The sequence below is a fragment of the Neisseria sp. Marseille-Q2251 genome (assembly GCF_940793045.1).
Taxonomy (GTDB): Bacteria; Pseudomonadota; Gammaproteobacteria; order Burkholderiales; family Neisseriaceae; genus Neisseria.
This window is the reverse complement of record NZ_CALNWV010000001.1, coordinates 128,909-148,774: the sequence shown is the minus strand read 5'-3', so window position 1 is coordinate 148,774 and position 19,866 is coordinate 128,909. Positions and strand designations below refer to the sequence as shown.

The following is a 19,866-nucleotide window of genomic DNA, read 5'->3' as shown; positions in this document are numbered from 1 at the left end:
TCGTCTGAAAACCTGTTTCCAAGTTTTCAGACGACCTTGCTTCATTTGTTCTTCAAGTAAATTGTTATTTCACCTTAGTCGCCATCAGCGTATGCAACCGGCGGTTGTCGGCGCGGGCGACGGTAAACTGCAAGCCGCCGATCACGACTTTTTCGCCGCGCACGGGCAGGTGTCCCAATTCCTGAATGACCAGCCCGCCGATGCTGTCGGCTTCTTCGCTGCTGTAATCCGTACCGAAAAAGGCGTTGATGTCTTCGATTTCGGTTACGGCATTGATACGCCAGCGCTCGGTGGAAACGGCGTGGATGTTGTCCGCGCTTTCGTCTTCATCAAATTCGTCTTCGATGTCGCCAACGATTTGTTCGATGATGTCTTCAAAGGTTACCAAACCTGATGTGCCGCCGTATTCGTCGATGACGATAGCCATGTGGTTGCGCTGCTCGCGGAATTCTTTCAAAAGCGCGTTCAGTGATTTGCCTTCGGGTACGAAAACGGCAGGACGAAGGATGGATTTGAGGTTGAACTGCTCGGGATTGAACATGTATTTGAGCAGGTCTTTGGCGTGCAGAATGCCGAGGACTTCGTCTTTGTCTTCACCGATGACGGGGAAGCGGGAATGGGCGGTTTCGATGACGTAGGCGGTGATGCGCTCGATGCTGTCGTTTTCTTTCAAAACGTTCATGTGGCTGCGGGTGATCATGGCATCGCGCACTTCCAAGTCGGAAAAGTCGAGGACTTTTTCCAGCCGCAAAAGTGTATCCGCGTCAAACACTTCCTGCTCGTGCGCCTGCCGCAGCAGGCTGAGTACGTCTTCGGCGGAATCGGGTTCGCCGGCAATTCGGGAAATCAAACGTTCAAAAAATGTCGGTTTCGACCGGGTGTCGTCCATTTCAGTATTCGTCCTCTTGGTAGGGGTTGGGATAACCTGCCGCCTGCATCAGGCGGATTTCGAGCGCCTCCATTTCTTCGGCCTCAGTCTCTTCTATGTGGTCGTAGCCCATCAGGTGTAGCGTGCCGTGCATGGTCAGGTGGGCAAAGTGCTGCTCGGCGGTTTTGCCCTGCTCGGCTGCTTCTTTTAAGACAACTTGCGGGCAGATGATCAAATCGCCGCAAAGCTCGTCTGAAAACTGATCGGGCAGGATTTCGCCTTCGTTCAAGGCAAAACTCAACACATTGGTGGCGTAGTCTTTGCCGCGGTAATCGCGGTTGTAGGCGCGGGCTTCTTCTTCGTCCAGAAGAATCAGGCTGATGTCGGCGCGGCGGTATTCGTTTTTCAACGCCGCCCATGCCCAGCGGTAAAAATCGCGTTCGCTTGGAAGATTGGCGGCGGTTGAGGCGTTTTCAAAATTCAGGCAGAAACGTTGCCGCTGCAACGATAAGAAAGGATATTTTTTGGCGCGCTTCATGCTGTAAGGCTGTTGGGTTTAAAATGTTTTTAGAGAATAAGTTTTATTTTACGGCAGTATGCACTAACATCATGCCAGTACACATTATAATTTATTTCGTTGCAACAGATATAGTTTAACGGCTTTTCCGACAGATTCTCAGCGGAATACCTTTATCAACCACGGTAATTGCAAATGAACAAATTTCTTTTCCCCATACTGATTGCCCTGACAGCCTGTTCCCCGCAAAACAAAATCGAAACGTCTACTGGCAAACCGACGGAAACTCAGGTCGAAAAAAACAGCGACGATACGGTCAAAATGACAGGGACAGTCCATTATTCGCTCGAACAGGCTGAATTTACCGCCGACGGGAAAACCTATTTCATCAACAGCGGCGACATCCTGATGGATCAAGTAGAAAAAAACCGCCTGAGTTCCGGCTCATATAACGTTACCCTGAACAATGTCTGCATTCAGGGAAAAGTGCTGACCAAAGAACAAAACCAAGGCAACGGATTCGGTCCTTTGGGCAAGTACAGTCAGGCGGTTAGCGTAGAAAGTTTGTGTTAGACTGTCGACCTTCCCGCCTCATGAATTAGAAAATCAGAAACTGCAAATGAACCCGAAAAAACTCGTTATCGCCAGCCGCGAAAGCCTGCTTGCCATGTGGCAGGCAAAACATATCCAAGGTCGTCTGAAAACCCTGTACCCCGACTGCGAAGTCGAAATTTTGGGCATGACCACGCGCGGCGACCAGATTTTGGACAAAACCCTGTCGAAAATCGGCGGCAAAGGCCTGTTTATCAAAGAGTTGGAACAAGCCTTGCAAGACGGACGCGCCGATTTGGCAGTGCATTCGATTAAAGACGTGCCGATGGATTTGCCCGAAGGCTTCGCCCTTGCCGCCATCGGCGAGCGCGCCAATCCGTTTGACGCGTTCGTATCCAACCAATACGCGCGTTTGGAAGAAATGCCCAAAGGCGCGATTGTCGGCACATCCAGCCTGCGCCGCGAAGCCCAGTTGCGCGCCCGCTATCCGCACTTAGTCATCAAACCCCTGCGCGGCAACGTACAAACCCGCCTGTCCAAACTCGACAACGGCGAATACGATGCCATCATCCTTGCCGCCGCCGGATTGCAGCGTTTGGAACTGGACGAACGCATCCGCCTGATCCTCTCCGAAGCCGACAGCCTGCCCGCAGCCGGACAAGGCGCGTTGGGCATCGAAATCGCCGCACACCGCACCGACCTTCTAGACGTATTGAAACCCTTAAACCACGACACAACACACGCCTGCGTAACCGCCGAACGCGCTCTCGCCCGCGCTTTGGGCGGAAGCTGCCAAGTCCCGCTTGCCGCGTATTGCACCGAAGAAGACGGCCTTCTCACCCTGCGCGGGCTGGTCGGACACCCCGACGGCTCGGTCATCTTGCAGGCAGACGCGCAAGCCCCCGCCGCCTACGCTGACGCGCTCGGACGCGCGGTCGCCAAAAAACTGGCGGACGACGGCGCGCAGGAATTGATTGAAGCCGTTTTGAAAGAACAAGCCGAATAAAATCGGTTCGCAAGAAAAGGTCGTCTGAAAACCATATTTTGGTTTTCAGACGACCTTCCTTTTGATTCCTGATTCCTTTCCATTTACATCTATATTTTAAAACTATCGATGTAATTAAATAATTATATAAATCTAATCAATTTCTTGGCTGTTTATAACTATTGGTTTTATCAAAATAATTATCAGGTCTTTCAACTTTGGGATTTGTTTCCCTACTATGCCTCCCATCTTTTGACAAATCGCAAATAAAAAGGAAACCAATATGGCACGCTTAACCGTACACACCGTCGAAACCGCTCCCGAAGCAGCAAAACCCCGCGTCGAAGCCGCGCTGAAAAACAACGGCTTCATCCCCAACCTCATCGGCGTATTGGCCAACGCGCCTGAAGCGTTGGCGTTCTATCAAGAAGTCGGCAAACTGAACGCCGCCAACAGCCTGACTCCCGGTGAAGTCGAAGTCATCCAAATCATCGCCGCCCGCACCAACGAATGCGGCTTCTGCGTGGCAGGCCACACCAAACTGGCAACCCTGAAAAAACTCCTGTCCGAACAATCCATCAAAGCCTCGCGTGCGTTGGCGGCAGGCGAATTTGACGATGCCAAACTGGGCGCGCTCGCCGCATTTACCCAAGCCGTGATGGCGAAAAAAGGCGCGGTATCCGATGCCGAACTCAAAGCCTTCTTCGACGCGGGCTACAACCAGCAGCAGGCTGTCGAAGTCGTAATGGGCGTTGCCTTGGCGACTTTGTGCAACTACGTCAACAACGTCGCGCAAACAGACATCAACCCTGAATTGCAGGCGTTCGCCTGATTCCGACCCAAGGTCGTCTGAAAAGCGTCGGCAAAACCGTTTGCCCGTTTTCAGACGACCTTTTTCAAGAATGCCGTCCCTGTAACGGACTAATTCCCCTTTCAAACGGAACGCCCTTCCCGCGCTGTCTTCACACATTTTCAAGGATAAGATCATGAACCGTGAAACCTTATTGTCTCAAGTTGCCGAACTCGTCAAAGCCAAACTCAAACCCCTAGTGGATGAAATCGACCGCAATGGTTTGTATCCCGAAGATTTTATGCGCGAACTCGGCGCCATCGGCGGATTCGGCGCAGTCGGTACGGAAGCGGAAGGCGGCAACGGCTTGGGTTTGGCGACGCAAATCGCCGTCTTGAGCGAAGTCGGCAAAGAATGCGGCGCGACCTCGTTCAGCGCATGGTGTCAGGCGGCTTGCGCGTGGTATCTGCACCAGACGCCCAACCAAGCCGTCAAAGACAAATACCTCGCCGACATCCTGCAAGGCAAAGTATTGGCGGGTACGGGCATGTCCAATACCGTCAAACACCTCGCCGGCATTGAAAAACACAACCTTCAAGCCGAGCGCGTGGACGGCGGCTACAAAGTCAACGGCGCGCTGCCGTGGGTATCCAACATCGGCGAAGACCACATCTGGGCAAATACCGCCCAAATCGGCGACGGCTACGTCATGTTCATCACCGGCGGACAATGGGAAGGCGTGACCCTACAAGCCTGCCCCGAATTTTGTGCCCTCGAAGGCACGCGCACGTTCAGCCTGAACTTCAAAGACGTATTCATCCCTGACGAAGACGTGATTGCCGCGCCCGAACAGTTCTCCGACTACATCGCCTCCATCAAGTCCGGCTTTATCCTGCTGCAAATCGGCATCGGCGCAGGCGTGATCGACGGCAGCCTCGGCATCATCCGCATCGCCAACGTTGTCAACGCCGAGGTCAACAGCTATCTCGACGACAGCTACGACAGCCTCAAAGCCGCCTTGGACGAAGCATGGCAAACCACCGAACGACTGGCAGACTTGGCTTGGAACAACACGCCCGACAACCTCGCCACGCTGAAACTGCGCGCCGCCGCCGCCGAGCTGACGCTTGCCGCCGCCCAATCCGCTGCCTTACACGCCGGCGCCAAAGGCTACCTCATGCGCAGCCCCGCCCAACGCCGCGTCCGCGAAGCCATGTTTGTCGCCATCGTTACCCCCGCGTTGAAACACTTGCGCAAAGAAATCGCGGCGCTGGAAGCGGCATAAGGGCTGAAACAGACCAACAAGGGGTCGTCTGAAAACCTTTTGCCGACCGTTTTCAGACGACCTCAACCATTAGAAGGAACACACCATGGCACAATACATGTGCGGCCCCTGCGGCTGGATTTACGACGAAGACCTCGGCGACCCCGAACACGGCATCGCCCCCGGCACCAAATTTGATGACATCCCCGACGATTGGAAATGCCCCGAATGCGGTGTGGGCAAAGAAGACTTTTATCTGCTGGACTTCGTGATATAGCTTTATATAGTGAATTAACTTTAAACCAGTACGGCGTTACCTCGCCTTAGCTCAAAGAGAACGATTCTCTAAGGTGCTGAAGCACCAAGTGAATCGGTTCCGTACTATCTGTACTGTCTGCGGCTTCGTCGCCTTGTCCTGATTTATAGTTAATCCACTATACAAACTAAAAAGGTCGTCTGAAAACGTTGAGTCAAACGGTTTCAGACGACCTTTTTGATTTTGTGATAACGCGGCTGCGATTAATCGTTTTCATCCCGCCAGCGTTTGAACACCAGCGAAGTATTCACGCCGCCGAAAGCGAAATTGTTGCTGACCACATAATCCGTTTCGATTTCACGACCGCCGCTCAAAATATAGTCCACCTTGCCGCAACGCGGGTCGATGTTGTGCAGATTGACGGTCGGAGCAAACCAGCCGTTGTTCATCATTTCAATGGTAAACCACGCTTCCAGCGCACCGCACGCGCCGAGCGTATGGCCGAGATAGCTTTTTTGCGAACTCATGGGAATGAATCCGAACACGGCTTCGGTCGCCAGCGTTTCGGCGATGTCGCCTTTTTCGGTCGCCGTACCGTGGCCGCTGACGTAGCCGACTTTGTCGGGCGTAATGCCCGCGTCTTGCAGCGCGAGTTCCATACATTTCTGCATGGTTTCTTTTTGCGGCTGGGTAACGTGGCTGCCGTCGCTGTTGGCACCGTAGCCGACGAGTTCGGCATAGATTTTCGCACCGCGCCGTTTGGCGTGTTCCAATTCTTCCAACACAAAAATCCCTGCGCCTTCGCCGATGACCAAGCCGTCGCGTCCGCTGTCGTAAGGACGCGGGGTCAGTTCGGGTTCGCCGTTGCGGCGGCTGGCGGCGTAGAGCGAATCGAAAACATACACTTCGGACGGACAAAATTCTTCGCCGCCGCCCGCCAGCATCATGTCTATCATGCCGTATTTGATGGCTTCGTAGGCATAGCCTATGCCTTGGCTGCCGGACGAACACGCGCTCGAAGTCGGGATGATGCGCCCTTTCAATCCGAAAAAGATGCCGATATTGGCGGCGGTCGTATGCGGCATCATGCGCACATAGGTATTGGCGTTGAAATTGCGCGATGTACCCGTAGTCAGAAGTTCGCCCATATCGCCGATGTCTTTGGTGCTGCCGACAGACGAACCGCACGCCACGCCCATGCGTCCGTCGGTAATGCTTTCGTCTCCAAGCAAACCTGCGTCCGTCAGTGCCTGTTCCGCCGCATCGACACACAGGTGCGACACGCGCCCCATACTTCTGAGCTGCTTGCGCGTCCAATGTTCGGGCGGAGTGTAGCCTTCAATCGGTGCACCCAGTTGCGCTTCCAATTCGGGGAAACGTTCGCGCCAATCCATGTATTTGACGGCATTTTTTTCGGCTTTAAACGCCGCCTGTATGCTTTGCCAATCGCGACCGAAGGCGGTAATGCCGCCTATGCCCGTTACTACGACTCTTCTGGTATTCAACACAAACCTCCGTTCACCGCGATCACTTGGCGCGTGATGTACGCCGCTTTTTCATCCATCAGGAAGCGCACCGCATGCGCCACTTCTTCCGGCAGCCCCATACGCGCGGCGGGGACGGCTTTCAAAATTTCTTCAACGGGTACATTTTCATCGACAATTTCCGTATCGATCAAACCCGGCGCCACGCAGTTGACAGTGATTTTGCGTTTCGCCAGTTCGACCGCCAAGGCTTTCGCCGCACCGATTAAGCCCGCCTTGGACGCGCTGTAATTGACCTGCCCGCGGTTGCCCGTCAAGCCGGACACCGACGCCATACACACAATCCGTCCGGCTTTGCGGCGGCGTATCATCGGCATGGTCAACGGGTGCAACACATTATAAAAACCGTCCAAATTGGTTCGCAGCACCAAATCCCAATCGTCGTCTGAAAACGCGGGGAAGGCATTGTCGCGCGTCAGTCCGGCGTTCAACACCACGCCGTAATACGCGCCGTTTGCTTCGATGTCGGCAGTCAAAATATCGCGGCAGGCTGCTCGGTCGGATACGTCAAACTGCAACACCCTCGCCTGTCTGCCCAAAGCGCGGATTTCTTCCGCTACGGCTTCGGCTTCATCGCGGCGGCTGCGGCAATGGACGACGATATCAAAGCCGTCCTCAGCCAAACCGAGTGCGACGGCTTTGCCTATGCCCCGGTTGGAGCCTGTGATCAAGATGGTTTCGCTCATAATGTTTCCTATTGGTTGGCGCGGTCTGCTTATTTATATAGTGAATTAAATTTAAACCAGTACGGCGTTGCCTCGCCTTAGCTCAAAGAGAACGATTCTCTAAGGTGCTGAAGCACCAAGTGAATCGGTTCCGTACTATTTGTACTGTCTGCGGATTCGTCGCCTTGTCCTGATTTTTGTTAATCCACTATAACAATCAGCACAAGAAAGACTGTTTTCAGACGACCTTTCCGTCTTTCGGACTGTACACGTTCAAAGAGGCTTTTGCCACCAGTCCGTCCGCAGGCAGCTTGGTACGGGCATCTTCGGGCGCATTCGTCCAATACAGCTCGCAATCGAATACGCCCATACCGCCCGGGTCCTGTATCGACAGATTGGCGACTACCTTCATCTGCGTTCCGACAGGCAGGCTGTCGGCAAACAATTCCAGCTTGCGCGTTCCCAGCAAAAAGCCAAGCCGCACCGGCTCACCCGCTTCCAAAGCCTGTATGCCCGCAAACGCGCCTATGCCCTGCGCCATGATTTCCATCAGCGATGTCGCGGGCAACACTCCGTCAACCAGCAGAATGTGTTTTTCCCCCACACTGGCTTGGGCGCAAAGATGCTTCGGGCTGTATTCCGTCACACAATCGAGCAACACCATATGGCCGCTGTGTGGCAATAAAGAAGCAACATCGTGGATGGGAAAAATTAAATTTACAGTCATAAAGGTCGTCTGAAAACAGAATACGTTAGAATAGCGCGATTATATCAGACCCTAGAATGTGTTAAGCTATTTCGTTAAAATACATCACAATGTAAACTTTTGAAAACCATCATGTCATCCAACATTTGCCGTTTTTCTTTCAACATCGCCGCTTGGCACGCTTCAAGCAGTAAAATCGCCACGCCCGAACAATGGCGGCAATGGGCTTCAGGCGCATTAGACGCTGCCGAGCTGCCCGACCACAAACCCGCGCTTGCCTTCCTGCCCGCTCTTCAACGTCGTCGTTTGGGCAAAGCTGCGCGCCTGATTTGCGATGCCTCGTGGGAATTGGCGGAACAATACCCCGGCAGCCCGTTGGTTTACGCCTCGCATGACGGAGAAATCAACCGCAGTTTCGAATTATGGCTGGGCTTGTTGCAAACCGACAGCGTTTCCCCGACTTCCTTCGGGTTGTCCGTCCACAACGCCCCTGCCGGACAATGGTCGATGTTGCGCGGCGACATGAGCGAACACACCGCCCTCGCCGCCGGCAGCGACAATTTTGAAACCACTTTGGCAGAAGCCTATGCCCTGCTGCAAGACGGCGCACCATCCGTGTTGGTCTTAATTGCCGACGACCCCTTGTCCGACGACTATCCCGTCCACGCCACACGCGCCCCGTTCGCCTACGCCCTGTCGCTCGTATTGACACAAGGGGACGACTACACCCTCAGCCTCAAGGCAAACGAGACGTCGTCTGAAAACCCGTCCGACCTGCTGTCTGCTGATTATTGGGGCGCGCTCGACTGGGTTCGTTTTTTACTTTCAGACGACCTCTCCGCAGAATGGCAACATGAAAAACGCCGATGGACATGGTGCAAAAAACCATGAAAACCCTAGACTACTGCCGCCGATTCTTCGCCACCTTGTTCGGCTTCATCCTCTTCGGCGTTGCAGGCGTATTGTTCAAAATCGCACTTTTGCCCTACACGCTCAAGTCCACCAAAGGCAACATCAAACGCCAGCTTGAAGCGCGGCGCATGATAGGGAAAGTCTGGCGCTTTTTCGTCGGCTATCTGCAATGGTCGGGCGTATTGAGCGTCCGTTTCAACGGCTTGGAAAAACTCGGCAGACCGGGGCAGCTCATCCTTGCCAACCATCCCTCGCTCTTAGATGTCGTTTTACTGATCAGCCACTGTTCCGAGCCGAACGTACTGGTCAAAAAAGACCTGTTGAACAACCCCAGCATGAAAAGCCAAATTATCGCTTCCGGCTACATCCCCAACGACGAAAGCATGGAAATGTTGGAAGAAATCGACGCCGTGTTCAAAAGCGGGCAAAGTATGCTGATTTTCCCCGAAGGCACGCGCACAGGCTGGGACGGACAGGTTAAAATGCACCGTGGCGCGGTATCGCTCGGTTTGCGCAGCGCATCGATCATCACCCCCGTGTGCATCAAAATGACGCCGCCCAATTTCAAAAAAGGCCAGCCTTGGTACAAAATACCGCCGCACAAAATCCATTATGAAATCACCGTCGGCGACGACATCCTGCCCGAAGAATGGCTGGCGGAAAAACCCCTACCCATCGCCGCAAGGCGTTTAAACGAATACCTTCAAGACTATTTCACAAGGAAAACCACATGAATAACTTAGAAAACCAAATCAAAGAATTAATCATCGACAGCTTGGGGCTGGAAGACATCACCCCTGCCGACATCGGCAGCGAAGACCCGCTCTTCGGCGACGAAGGCTTGGGTCTGGATTCCGTCGACGCGCTGGAACTCGGCTTGGCAGTGCAAAAAACCTTCGGCTTCCAGCTCGACGGCGAAAACGACAACCTGCGCGAAAACTTCGCCAACGTCAAAACACTGGCAGAATTCGTCAAAAGCCGTCAGGCATAAAAGGAGAAGCGATATGACCGAACAAGAAGTACGCACCCTTCTGACCGATGCACTGGTCAACCTGTTTGAAATCGAACCCGAGCGCATCAAACCCGAGACCAACCTCTACGAAGATTTGGAAATCGACAGCATCGACGCCATCGACCTCATCGACCACATCAAACGCGAAACCGGCCGCAAACTGCAAGCCGAAGACTTCCGCAACGTGCGCACCGTGGATGACGTGGTTCAGGCGGTTTTGAAAGTACAGGCGCAAGATTCCTGATTCTGATCCAAACCAGCATATTTTCAGACGGCCTTGTCAATCGGCAAGGTCGTCTGAACATCAATAAACAACATCAACCTTTCTCACTTATCCATAATATACAACTAACACCATGAAAAAATTCATTTCCCTACTGCTCTTACTCCCCGCCTTGTCTGCGCACGCTGAAATTTCCCTCATCAAAAAAATGACACATGCCGAGTGTATGCAAGTCATTCATGATTCATTTGATATGTATCACGATATGGAATTTTGTGAAAAAGAGGCAAACGAAGAGACTGAACGCAACGGCATAGTGGCATGGAATATGGCTGGATTTGCCAACAGCAAATCAGAAATGTCCCCTATCTGCCCAACGGTCAAAAAAATGACCAAACAAGAGCAAGCTCAATTTTCTTCCCGCTATCCGGAATCTCATGAACCTAAAGAGGTAGAAAAATTCTGTACCCCGAAAAACCGCAAACGCATTGCCAAGCTTTATCCAAAATACTATGAGCTGCTCGTGGAACATGAAGCCTTTGAAAAAAATAAAAATAAGGAAGAAAACGAATAATCCAATATCGCAGAAAATCTCAGAGCTTATCCTCTGAGAATTTTTGCCCCGACACCCTGACCCCGACATTTTCAGACGACCCCCTCAGCGAAATTTGCCTGAAAAATAACAACCATGAAAACATTAGGAAAACTCCTGCTGCCCCTCGCCAGCCTTGCCTATCCGCTCCTATGGTATTACGGCAGGGAAAACGGCGCGTTTTTCTGGCTTGCCGCCGCCATGTGCATCCTGTGGCTGATACGCGCCGCCATGCCGCAAACCACAGCCCAACGCATTACGGCGATTATCCTTGCCGCCTTTTTCGCCGCCGTAATGGTTTTCAGACGACCCGACTCGATGTATTGGTATCCCGTCGCCGTCAACGCGCTGATGCTTGCCGTTTTCGGCGGCAGCCTGTTTGCCAAACAAACCGTCATCGAACGCCTCGCCCGACTGCAACACCCCGACCTTCCCCCCGAAGGCGTGCGCCACACCCGCCGCGTTACGCAAATCTGGTGCGGCTTTTTCATCCTCAACGGCGCAACAGCCGCCATTCTGGCAGGCTTGCAATATTACGACTGGTGGGCGGCTTATACCGGCATCGTGTCGTATGTGTTAATGGGGCTTTTGTTTGCCGGAGAGTGGGTGTATCGGAAAGCCGTATTGAAGGTGTAGGTCGTCTGAAAACACATCAATCATTAATCATTTCATGTCAATGGAAAATACTGCTTCAATGTGGAAACTGGAAGACAAGTTTACTGGAGGAACGAATAAAACCAATTGAAGATTTTTAATCTCGAGAGGAAAAAATGAAAACCATAGACATAATTATTAAATACATTAATGATAAGACTTCGACCTATAAAATTTTAAGAGAATATACTCCACTTTCTTTATCCGAAATAAAATCCAGAATAGAAAACCATGATGCAGTAATAGCAGTAAATGATTTAAAACTAGATGAGTTAAAGAAAGTTAGAGAGATAATTCGTAGTTTAAATAATATAGGGACAGAAGTTGTTATACAGGATGTCACAGGTACTATAACGTTAAAAACATTGGAAAATATTATTTCTAGTTATGAAGGTATAGCAGCAGATACTGAAAAATTAGATGCACTTATGTTTAGTGATGAACAATAAAATATATAAAAAAATAAAATTAGATAATCACACTATTATCGTGAACTTATAAATAAACAGTTTCTTTGGAATGTAGGGTAATTCACAATTTTTATTGGTAATCATAGCTTTTTATCTCAAATAATATAGCATTTCCGATGTAATTAATTTTTTATTAATTAGTAAATTATAATTATGCACCTAACCCAAATCCTATCCCCCAACCTGCCCCAACAAGACCTTATCGCCACCCATCCGAATTGGACGCGTGCTGATTTCAACCGTGATGTTTTCCGGCTGTCAGGTCGTCTGAAAACGGCAAACGTGCAAACTGCCGCGTTGTGGTTTGACGATGCCGCGCTGTTTGCCTGCGCCGTGTTGGCGGTGTGGCATTCGGGCGGGCGGGTGTTGCTGCTGCCGAATCTTGCGCGGGACAATTTGGACTGGGGGCGGACGGCGGATGTGTTTTTGACGGATTCCGAAGATTTGCAAAGCAAGTTGGGCAGTCAAACCGAACAACGCGATGAATCCGGACAGCCGTTGGATGTGCAATCCAACCCACCCGTATGGCACCTGCCCGATTTGCTTGCACACACGTCGACTGAAAACCCGACGCCCATCCCTGAAAACCATCTGATTCCCGACCATGCCGAAGCCTGGCTAAAAACGTCAGGTTCCAGCGGCGAGGCGCAGGTGATTGTGAAAACCGCCGCGCAGATGCAGGCGGAAGCCTTGATGTTGGCGGACGCGCTGCCGTTCGGGCGTGACGGGGAAACGGTTATCGGCAGCGTCATTCCACAACACCTTTACGGCTTCACTTTCCGTTTCGCGCTCGCGCTGACAATGGGTTGGCCTATGGAGCGGCGGCAGGCGGTTTATCCTGAAAACCTGCTCGCAAGCACGGCGGCGTATGAAAAAGTGGTGTGGATTGCCAGTCCGGCGGTGCTCAACCGCTTGGGCGAAAACCGCAACTGGCAGAGCATCGGCCATAAAATCGCGGGCATCGTGTCGGCGGGCGGCGCGCTGCCCGAGTCCACGGCGGATTTGCTGCAACAGGCTGCCGTCCGCCCGTTTGAAGTGTACGGCAGCACCGAAACCGGCGTGATTGCGTCGCGTCGGGAAAGCCGCGAATGGCGGCCGTTTGCCGGCGTGGAAATCGGGCAGAATGCAGAAGGCGCATTGTGGGCATCTTCGCCGTGGTCGCCCGAACGCCGCCAGACCGCCGATTTAATCGAGCCGCAAAACGACGGTTTCCTGCTGCTCGGCCGCCAAGACCGCATCATCAAATTCGAGGACAAACGCGTGTCGCTGACTCAAATCGAACACGAACTTTTACGGCATCCGTGGATTGCCGACGCCCATTGCGGCCGCCATCCGCAACATCAGCGCATCGCCATATGGGCGGCGTTGAACGCGGACGGTATCGCCGCCCTGCGCGACCAAGGCCGAGCCGCCGTCGCCGACGCGCTCAAACGACACCTTGCCGCCACGCAGGACACCATCGCCCTGCCCCGTTACTGGCGTTTCGCCGACAGCCTGCCGCGCAACGCCCAGGCGAAAATCGCTGCCGCCGATTTTCAGACGACCTTTACCGTCGCCCAGACATCGCCCGTTTGGTCAAAAACATCAGCTGAACACGAAACCGCCGCCGAAACCTTCATCGGCCGCGTGCCGCTCGATTTGGTCTATTTCGGCGGCCATTTCGCCACTTTCCCGCTCGTACCCGGCGTAGTCGAGCTGCAATGGGTGCGCGATCTGGCGGCGCGGCATCCGTGGGGCAGGCAGCGCGTCGTCCGCGTGGAAAACCTGAAATACCAGCAGTTCGTCCGTCCGCATGACGAAGTGTCGGTGGAACTGAAATACGATGAAGCCAAAAACAAATTGAGCTTTAAAGTCAGCAACGGCGACAATCCCTGCGCATCGGGGCGGATTGTGTTCGAGGTCGTCTGAAAATGCTTTTAGGTTCCGCCCTCTCCTGCGGGAAGAGAAAAACCTGCAAATCAGAAATAATCCCGCTCAAAAATACGCGGCCTCGGCATGACCCATTTTTTAAATGGCTGCAAACCTAATAACAACCCATAATCAAATGAAAAGATAGAAAATATGCAACTTTTTCCAGCACTAGCACAACGTTATTCCGAAGAACACCAGTCCGCAGGCGAGGCGCAGCGTTTGGCGCAGGAAATCGCCTTTGCGCCGATTGTGTTCCAAGTATCCCGCCTGATGGTGAAATTCGGCATTTTGGATTTGCTGAACGACCATTCAGACGGCCTTACTCAAGCCGAAATCGCCGAGAAAGCGCAAATCAGCGGTTACGCCGCGCAAGTGCTGCTTGAAGCCTCGCTCTCCATCGGCACGGTGCATACCCGCGACAACCGCTATTTCATCAGCAAAGCCGGCTGGTTCTTACTGAAAGATAAAATGGCGCGCGTGAACATGGATTTCACGCAGGAAATCTGTTACCAAGGCATGTTTGACTTGGAAAAAACCCTGCAAACGGGCAAACCCGAAGGGCTGAAAGTTTTCGGCAGCTGGCCGACGATTTACGAAGGCCTGTCCTCGCTGCCGAGCGTCGCGCAGGAAAAATGGTTTGCCTTCGACCACTATTATTCCGACAATTCCTTTGCCGAAGCGCTGAAAACCGTGTTCGCCAAACCGGTTAAAAAGCTGCTCGACGTCGGCGGCAACACCGGCCGCTGGGCGGAACAATGCGTCGGCTACAACGCCGAAGTCGAAGTCACCATCATGGATTTGCCGCAACAAATCGCCCTGATGCGCGAAGCGACCAAAGGCAAAACCGGAGCGGAACGCATCCATGCCCACCCCGCCAACCTGCTCGACCCCGAAGTCCCCTTCCCGACAGGCTTCGACGCGATTTGGATGAGCCAGTTTTTAGACTGTTTCAGCGAAGAACAAGTCACCGGCATCCTGCGCCGCGCCGCCGCTTCCATGGGCAGCCGCACCAGCCTCTACATCATGGAACCCTGCTGGGACAGGCAGCAATACGAAACCGCCGCCTACTGCCTGACCATGACCAGCCTGTATTTCACCGCCATGGCAAACGGCAACAGCAAAATCTTCCATTCCGAAGACTTGATACGCTGCATTGAAAACGCCGGATTGAACGTGGCGGAAATTTCAGACGGTATCGGACGCGGACACAGCATCTTGCGCTGCGAGAAGGTCGTCTGAAAAACGGTATCCCCATGAAAACCCTAGTGTTAATCCCCCACTACAACCACCCCGCCGCCATCGCCCGCGTCGCACAGACCATGCACGGCTTCGGTTTGGACGTATTGATTGTGGACGACGGTTCGCGCGAAGAATGCAAACCCGTATTGCAGGCATTGGTTTCAGACGGCATCCGCGTCCTTTACCGTCCCATCAACGGCGGCAAAGGCGCGGCAGTCAAAACCGGTTTGAAATACGCTGAAGAAAACGGCTTCAGCCATGTTTTGCAGGTTGATGCCGACGGGCAGCACCATCTGGACGACACGCCCAAACTCTTGGCGGCGGCGGAACAAAACCCCGAAGCCGTCGTCTGCGGCTGGCCGCAATACGGCGGCGACGCGCCTAAAGCGCGGCTGTACGGGCGCAAGATTACCGACTTCTGGAACATGCTGCACACTTGGTCTTGCGACATCAAAGACGGCATGTGCGGCTTCCGCCTGTACCCGCTCGCCCCCGCGCTTTCGGTCGTCCGCGAAGAAACCGTGGGCGACCGCATGGATTTCGACACGGAAATCCTCATCCGCCTGTACTGGCGCGGCGTCAAGCTGGTTTGGATTAAAACGCCCGTGCAATACGCCGCCGACGGCGTGTCCCATTTCAACGCCTTCGCCGACAACGTGCGCATCAGCAAAATGCACACGCGGCTGTTTTTAGGAATGTTGCGGCGGCGTGTGGACGCTCTATTTGGGAAAGGTCGTCTGAAACCATGACCGACAACACGCAAAACCATTGGGCGGCGCAGCCCGAACGCGGCAGCCGCCTGTTTCTCGCCCTGACCACGCTGATGGTGCGCTATCTGCCTGCCTTCCTGATGAGACCGTGCATCTGGTTTGTGGTACTGTATTTCTACGCCACCGCACCCAAACCGCGCCGCCATATCCTGCGGTATCAAACCCGTCTTCAGACGACCTTTCCCGATACCGTTTTGCCGAAACACAGCGTATTCAAACAATTTATCGCATTCGGTGAGGCAATATGTGACCGTTTTGCCGTGTGGCAGCGCAAAATCCGTTATGAAGATTTGGTACTCGAAGACCCGGACGGCGTTTATACGCAAGTGAGCAATTCGGTACGCGGGCAGATTTTCGCCTGCTCCCACTTGGGCAACACCGAAGTCTGCCGCGCGCTGGTGTCGCACCATAAAGGCTTCAGGCTCAATGTGTTGGTACACAGCAAACACGCGCAGGCGTTCAACGAAGCCTTGCAAAAAGCGGGCGCGGAACACATCCGCCTGATTCAGGTTACGGATTTGGATCCCACTCTGATGATGGAACTGAACCGCCGCATCGAAGACGGCGAATGGATAGCCATTGCCGCCGACCGCGTACCCGTTCGCGGCGAGAAAACCGCCGACATCAACTTTCTAGGCCATACCGCCCCCATGCCGCAAGGCGCATGGCTCTTGGCGGCGCTCTTAAAAACACAGGTGAACACGCTGTTTTGCGTCAAACAAAACGGCCGCTACCATTTGAAACTACGCCGCTTCACCGACACTTCCGAGTGGAAACGCGGCAACCGCGAAGCCGCCGTTACCGCCGCCATGCAGGGCTTCGCCGATATCTTGGCGCAAGAATGCGCGCAAAATCCGCTGCAATGGTTTAATTTCTATGATTTTTGGAACGAGGAAGAAGAAAAGGTCGTCTGAATCCTGAACCTCCCCTAAATCTCGGGCATTCAATAAGAGCCTATTCAGGCGCTCCGTGTAGGCCGGGTTCTGCGAACAACGCGGTTATTCTCTACACAACTCAAATTCAGACGACCTTTGTATGTGAACAGGCGGTTTACGCCTTGCCCGTGCTGCCGAAGCCGCCTTCACCGCGTTCGCTGGCGGCAAATTCGTCCACGACTTTAAACGATGCTTGGACGACGGGGACAATCACCATTTGCGCGATGCGTTCCATCGGTTCGATGGTGAACGCTTCTTTACCCCTGTTCCACACGGAGACTTTGAGTTCGCCCTGATAGTCCGAGTCGATCAGTCCGACCAAGTTGCCCAAGACGATGCCGTGTTTGTGTCCCAGACCGGAACGCGGCAGCAAAACGGCGGCGTAGTCGGGATTGGCAAGATGCACCGCCAGACCGGTCGGAACGAGATAGGTGTCGCCCGGTTGCAGGGTCACGGCTTCGTCCAAATAGGCGTGCAGGTCGAGTCCGGCGGAACCGGGCGTGGCGTAGGCGGGCAGTTTGTCCGCCATTTTCGGATTGAGGATTTTCAGTTCGACTTCGGTTTGCATGATTTTTTTCCGTTTTATTTGATTTGACGCGGATTATACACATATTCCCCCGCCCTATCGTTGGAGTCGTCTGAAAAAACGGGGTATGATTCATTCAAATAAACGTGAATATCGGAGGACATCATGGATTTGCACAATATCCGCGAAGATTACAGCAAGCGCGAACTGTCGGAATCGGAATGCCGTGCCGACCCGATTGTCCAGTTCGAGCAATGGCTGAACGAGGCAATTCATTCGCAAGTCAACGAGCCGACCGCCGTCAACGTCGCCTCTGTGGGCGAAGACGGCAGGCCGAACAGCCGTATGGTGCTGCTGAAAGAAGTCAATCCGCAGGGATTTGTGTTTTTCAGCAATTACTTAAGCCGCAAAGGACGCTCGTTTGACGCGCATCCGTTTGCCGCCATGACGTTTTTCTGGCCGGAGCTGGAGCGTCAGGTGCGCGTTGAAGGGCGCATCGAAAAACTGGATGCCGCCGCATCGGACGAATATTTCGACAGCCGCCCCTACACCAGCCGCATCGGCGCATGGGCAAGCGCGCAGAGCGAAGTATTGTCGAGCAAGGCGGCATTGGTCGCCAAAGCTGCTGCCGTAGGTGTAAAACACCCGCTGCACGTCCCCCGTCCGCCGCATTGGGGCGGCTATCTCGTCATCCCAGACCGCATCGAATTCTGGCAGGGCCGCCCCAGCCGCCTGCACGACCGCATCCAATACCGCTTGGTTGACGGCAACTGGATACGCGAGCGGCTGTCGCCTTAAACTTTCCACAGCTTCAAGCCGATAGGGTAAAATCCCGACTCCAGCAAAAGGTCGTCTGAAATATAAAAACGTTTTAGCAAAACTCGTTTCATTCGTTTTCAGGCGGCCTTTTATCCGTAACTTATCCTGCCGCCACCGCCGCAGAAGAACCGTTTTCCGCAGCGGGTTGAATTTGACTTGCCTTGTCCTGCTTCAAATTCAACCCGCTGCCATCAAACGCGTTAGGAGAACCCCATGTCCAAGCAACCCACCAGCAAACGCCAATGGCGCGACGGCGCAGCCCCGTCTGCCAAGAAAACCGCCAAACCTTTCAAAAGCAAAGCCCGTCCCAAAGACGAAACGCGCAAAACCGCTTCCAAACCTTACGGACAAAAAGTTTCAGACGACCTCAAGCCGCAAAACGCCCCCAAACAGCGCGCCGCCAAAGCCAGAAAACTCGTCGTCCGCAATCCCAACCAAAAAATCATGGAACACGCGCGCGATTTGAAAGAACGCCGCAGCGACTTGTCGCGCATGGAACCCGAACGCCTGCAAAAAGTGCTTGCCGCGTCCGGCGTCGGCTCACGCCGCGAAATGGAAGAATGGATCAACAACGGCTGGGTAACGGTCAACGGCAAAACCGCGCAACTGGGCGACAAAGTCACCCCCGACGACCACGTTACCGTCAAAGGCAGCATCATCAAACTTAAATGGGCAGACCGCCTGCCGCGCATCATCCTGTATTACAAACAAGAAGGCGAAATCGTTTCCCGCGACGACCCGCAAGGCCGCGTCAGCATCTTCGACCGCCTGCCGCAGGCCGCCAGCAGCCGCTGGGTCGCCATCGGACGCTTGGACATCAACACCAGCGGCCTGCTCATCCTGACCACCTCCGGCGAACTCGTCCAACGTTTCGCCCACCCCAGCTTCGAAGTCGAACGCGAATACGCCGTGCGCGTACTGGGCGGGCTGACCACCGAACAAATGCGCAGCCTCACTGAAGAAGGCGTGATGCTCGAAGACGGCTTGGCAAAAGTCGAACGCATCTACGAACAAGGCGGCGAAGGCGCAAACAAATGGTACAACGTCGTGATTAAAGAAGGCCGCAACCGCGAAGTACGCCGCATATTCGAAAGCCAAGGCCTCACCGTCAGCCGCCTCGTGCGCGTCGGCTTCGGTCCCATCGGCCTGCCCAACCGCCTCAAACGCGGGCAGTTCTACGAACTCAACCCCGCCGAAGTCGCCAATATCATCAAATGGGCGGATATGCTGCTGCCGGGCGAACGCCGGCGGAAGAAAAGTTAATGTAAGATAAATCGGAGCTGAGACCTTTACAAAATCGTCTCAGCCCGACAAAATCTTGCCTAAGTCATAAACATAGTGGGTTAAGTTTAGACCAGTACCGCATTGCTCCGCCTTGTCCTGATTTAAACTTAACCCACTATTCACACATTATAGTGGATTAACAAAAATCAGGACAAAGCGACGAAGCCGCAGACATTACAAATAGTACGGAACCGATTCACTTGGTGCTTCAGCACCTTAGAGAATCGTTCTCTTTGAGCCAAGGCAAGGCAACGCCGTACTGGTTTAAATTTAATCCACTATAAAATCCAAATAAAAAGTGACCCTGCGCTATCGTTGAATCTGCCAATACACTGCTATCAATACTTTTAACAATCAGCATGTGATTTTTCT

Annotated in this window: 24 protein-coding genes; 18 read left to right on the top strand and 6 right to left on the bottom strand. The window is 53.5% G+C overall.

Going from position 1 to position 19,866, the window contains the following annotated elements; translation table 11 throughout:
• Positions 1 to 64 precede the first annotated feature (64 nt).
• Positions 65 to 889, bottom strand: a complete 825-nt coding sequence (locus AAG834_RS00740; RefSeq protein ID WP_070513219.1) for an HlyC/CorC family transporter — start codon at positions 887 to 889, stop codon at positions 65 to 67.
• Position 890: 1 nt separating this feature from the next.
• Positions 891 to 1,406, bottom strand: a complete 516-nt coding sequence (ybeY, locus tag AAG834_RS00735; RefSeq protein WP_003757572.1) for an rRNA maturation RNase YbeY — start codon at positions 1,404 to 1,406, stop codon at positions 891 to 893.
• A 174-nt stretch (positions 1,407 to 1,580) separates the two neighbouring features.
• Between ybeY and AAG834_RS00730 the strand changes: the two genes are divergently transcribed.
• From AAG834_RS00730 to AAG834_RS00710, 5 genes are all read left to right on the top strand, one after another.
• The gene (locus AAG834_RS00730; protein ID WP_342030949.1) at positions 1,581 to 1,958 is read left to right on the top strand and encodes a hypothetical protein; all 378 of its coding nucleotides are present in this window, start codon (positions 1,581 to 1,583) and stop codon (positions 1,956 to 1,958) included.
• Between the two features lie 46 nt (positions 1,959 to 2,004).
• Positions 2,005 to 2,943 carry a hydroxymethylbilane synthase gene (gene hemC / locus AAG834_RS00725; protein ID WP_342030948.1) on the top strand — a complete coding sequence of 313 codons (939 nt, stop codon included), beginning with the start codon at positions 2,005 to 2,007 and terminating at the stop codon, positions 2,941 to 2,943.
• A 262-nt stretch (positions 2,944 to 3,205) separates the two neighbouring features.
• A complete protein-coding gene (locus AAG834_RS00720) occupies positions 3,206 to 3,754 on the top strand; it encodes a carboxymuconolactone decarboxylase family protein (protein WP_070491415.1) in 549 nt (182 codons plus the stop codon).
• Positions 3,755 to 3,908: 154 nt separating this feature from the next.
• The gene (locus AAG834_RS00715) at positions 3,909 to 4,997 is read left to right on the top strand and encodes an acyl-CoA dehydrogenase family protein (RefSeq protein WP_342030947.1); all 1,089 of its coding nucleotides are present in this window, start codon (positions 3,909 to 3,911) and stop codon (positions 4,995 to 4,997) included.
• Between the two features lie 85 nt (positions 4,998 to 5,082).
• Complete coding sequence (locus AAG834_RS00710) at positions 5,083 to 5,253, top strand: rubredoxin (RefSeq protein WP_003757556.1); 171 nt, start codon at positions 5,083 to 5,085, stop codon at positions 5,251 to 5,253.
• 242 nt (positions 5,254 to 5,495) lie between these two features.
• Here AAG834_RS00710 and AAG834_RS00705 read toward each other — a convergent pair whose 3' ends face one another.
• The 3 genes from AAG834_RS00705 to AAG834_RS00695 all read right to left on the bottom strand — a co-directional run bounded on the left by AAG834_RS00705 (position 5,496) and on the right by AAG834_RS00695 (position 8,168).
• Positions 5,496 to 6,740, bottom strand: coding sequence for a beta-ketoacyl-ACP synthase (locus AAG834_RS00705; RefSeq protein ID WP_342030946.1), 1,245 nt, complete (start codon positions 6,738 to 6,740; stop codon positions 5,496 to 5,498).
• Entirely contained in the window at positions 6,734 to 7,462 is a 729-nt protein-coding gene (fabG, locus tag AAG834_RS00700; protein WP_003757552.1) for a 3-oxoacyl-ACP reductase FabG, read from the bottom strand. Before fabG ends, AAG834_RS00705 begins: the two co-directional genes overlap by 7 nt.
• A gap of 217 nt (positions 7,463 to 7,679) precedes the next feature.
• Entirely contained in the window at positions 7,680 to 8,168 is a 489-nt protein-coding gene (locus tag AAG834_RS00695) for an ApeP family dehydratase (protein WP_446740439.1), read from the bottom strand.
• 111 nt (positions 8,169 to 8,279) lie between these two features.
• Between AAG834_RS00695 and AAG834_RS00690 the strand changes: the two genes are divergently transcribed.
• The 11 genes from AAG834_RS00690 to AAG834_RS00640 all read left to right on the top strand — a co-directional run bounded on the left by AAG834_RS00690 (position 8,280) and on the right by AAG834_RS00640 (position 16,844).
• The gene (locus tag AAG834_RS00690; protein WP_342030945.1) at positions 8,280 to 9,038 is read left to right on the top strand and encodes a beta-ketoacyl synthase chain length factor; all 759 of its coding nucleotides are present in this window, start codon (positions 8,280 to 8,282) and stop codon (positions 9,036 to 9,038) included.
• Positions 9,035 to 9,793 carry a lysophospholipid acyltransferase family protein gene (locus tag AAG834_RS00685; protein ID WP_342031011.1) on the top strand — a complete coding sequence of 253 codons (759 nt, stop codon included), beginning with the start codon at positions 9,035 to 9,037 and terminating at the stop codon, positions 9,791 to 9,793. The genes AAG834_RS00690 and AAG834_RS00685 overlap by 4 nt, the downstream gene beginning before the upstream one ends.
• Complete coding sequence (locus tag AAG834_RS00680; RefSeq protein WP_003757545.1) at positions 9,790 to 10,050, top strand: phosphopantetheine-binding protein; 261 nt, start codon at positions 9,790 to 9,792, stop codon at positions 10,048 to 10,050. Before AAG834_RS00685 ends, AAG834_RS00680 begins: the two co-directional genes overlap by 4 nt.
• Positions 10,051 to 10,063: 13 nt before the next feature.
• Positions 10,064 to 10,315 (top strand): acyl carrier protein, encoded by a 252-nt coding sequence (locus AAG834_RS00675; RefSeq protein WP_009174186.1) that lies wholly within the window; start codon positions 10,064 to 10,066, stop codon positions 10,313 to 10,315.
• 112 nt (positions 10,316 to 10,427) lie between these two features.
• Complete coding sequence (locus AAG834_RS00670; RefSeq protein WP_342030944.1) at positions 10,428 to 10,868, top strand: hypothetical protein; 441 nt, start codon at positions 10,428 to 10,430, stop codon at positions 10,866 to 10,868.
• 114 nt (positions 10,869 to 10,982) lie between these two features.
• Positions 10,983 to 11,522: a COG4648 family protein gene (locus AAG834_RS00665; protein WP_342030943.1), complete on the top strand. Its 540-nt coding sequence runs from the start codon at positions 10,983 to 10,985 to the stop codon at positions 11,520 to 11,522.
• 134 nt (positions 11,523 to 11,656) lie between these two features.
• Complete coding sequence (locus tag AAG834_RS00660; RefSeq protein ID WP_342030942.1) at positions 11,657 to 11,989, top strand: 50S ribosomal protein L7/L12; 333 nt, start codon at positions 11,657 to 11,659, stop codon at positions 11,987 to 11,989.
• A gap of 174 nt (positions 11,990 to 12,163) precedes the next feature.
• Positions 12,164 to 13,918, top strand: coding sequence for an AMP-binding protein (locus AAG834_RS00655; RefSeq protein ID WP_342030941.1), 1,755 nt, complete (start codon positions 12,164 to 12,166; stop codon positions 13,916 to 13,918).
• A 153-nt stretch (positions 13,919 to 14,071) separates the two neighbouring features.
• A complete protein-coding gene (locus tag AAG834_RS00650) occupies positions 14,072 to 15,160 on the top strand; it encodes a class I SAM-dependent methyltransferase (RefSeq protein WP_070513268.1) in 1,089 nt (362 codons plus the stop codon).
• Positions 15,161 to 15,174: 14 nt separating this feature from the next.
• On the top strand, positions 15,175 to 15,909 hold the full coding sequence (locus tag AAG834_RS00645; RefSeq protein WP_070513271.1) for a glycosyltransferase family 2 protein: 735 nt from the start codon (positions 15,175 to 15,177) through the stop codon (positions 15,907 to 15,909).
• Positions 15,906 to 16,844: an LpxL/LpxP family acyltransferase gene (locus AAG834_RS00640; protein WP_070513273.1), complete on the top strand. Its 939-nt coding sequence runs from the start codon at positions 15,906 to 15,908 to the stop codon at positions 16,842 to 16,844. Before AAG834_RS00645 ends, AAG834_RS00640 begins: the two co-directional genes overlap by 4 nt.
• A gap of 136 nt (positions 16,845 to 16,980) precedes the next feature.
• On the opposite strand, the gene dut is transcribed toward AAG834_RS00640, so the two are convergent.
• Positions 16,981 to 17,433, bottom strand: coding sequence for a dUTP diphosphatase (gene dut / locus AAG834_RS00635; protein WP_342030940.1), 453 nt, complete (start codon positions 17,431 to 17,433; stop codon positions 16,981 to 16,983).
• A 123-nt stretch (positions 17,434 to 17,556) separates the two neighbouring features.
• Here dut and pdxH point away from each other — a divergent pair, with 123 nt between their 5' ends.
• Together pdxH and AAG834_RS00625 are read left to right on the top strand one after the other, a co-directional pair.
• Positions 17,557 to 18,189: a pyridoxamine 5'-phosphate oxidase gene (gene pdxH, locus AAG834_RS00630; RefSeq protein ID WP_107842909.1), complete on the top strand. Its 633-nt coding sequence runs from the start codon at positions 17,557 to 17,559 to the stop codon at positions 18,187 to 18,189.
• 234 nt (positions 18,190 to 18,423) lie between these two features.
• A complete protein-coding gene (locus tag AAG834_RS00625; protein ID WP_342030939.1) occupies positions 18,424 to 19,473 on the top strand; it encodes a pseudouridine synthase in 1,050 nt (349 codons plus the stop codon).
• Positions 19,474 to 19,866 lie beyond the last annotated feature (393 nt).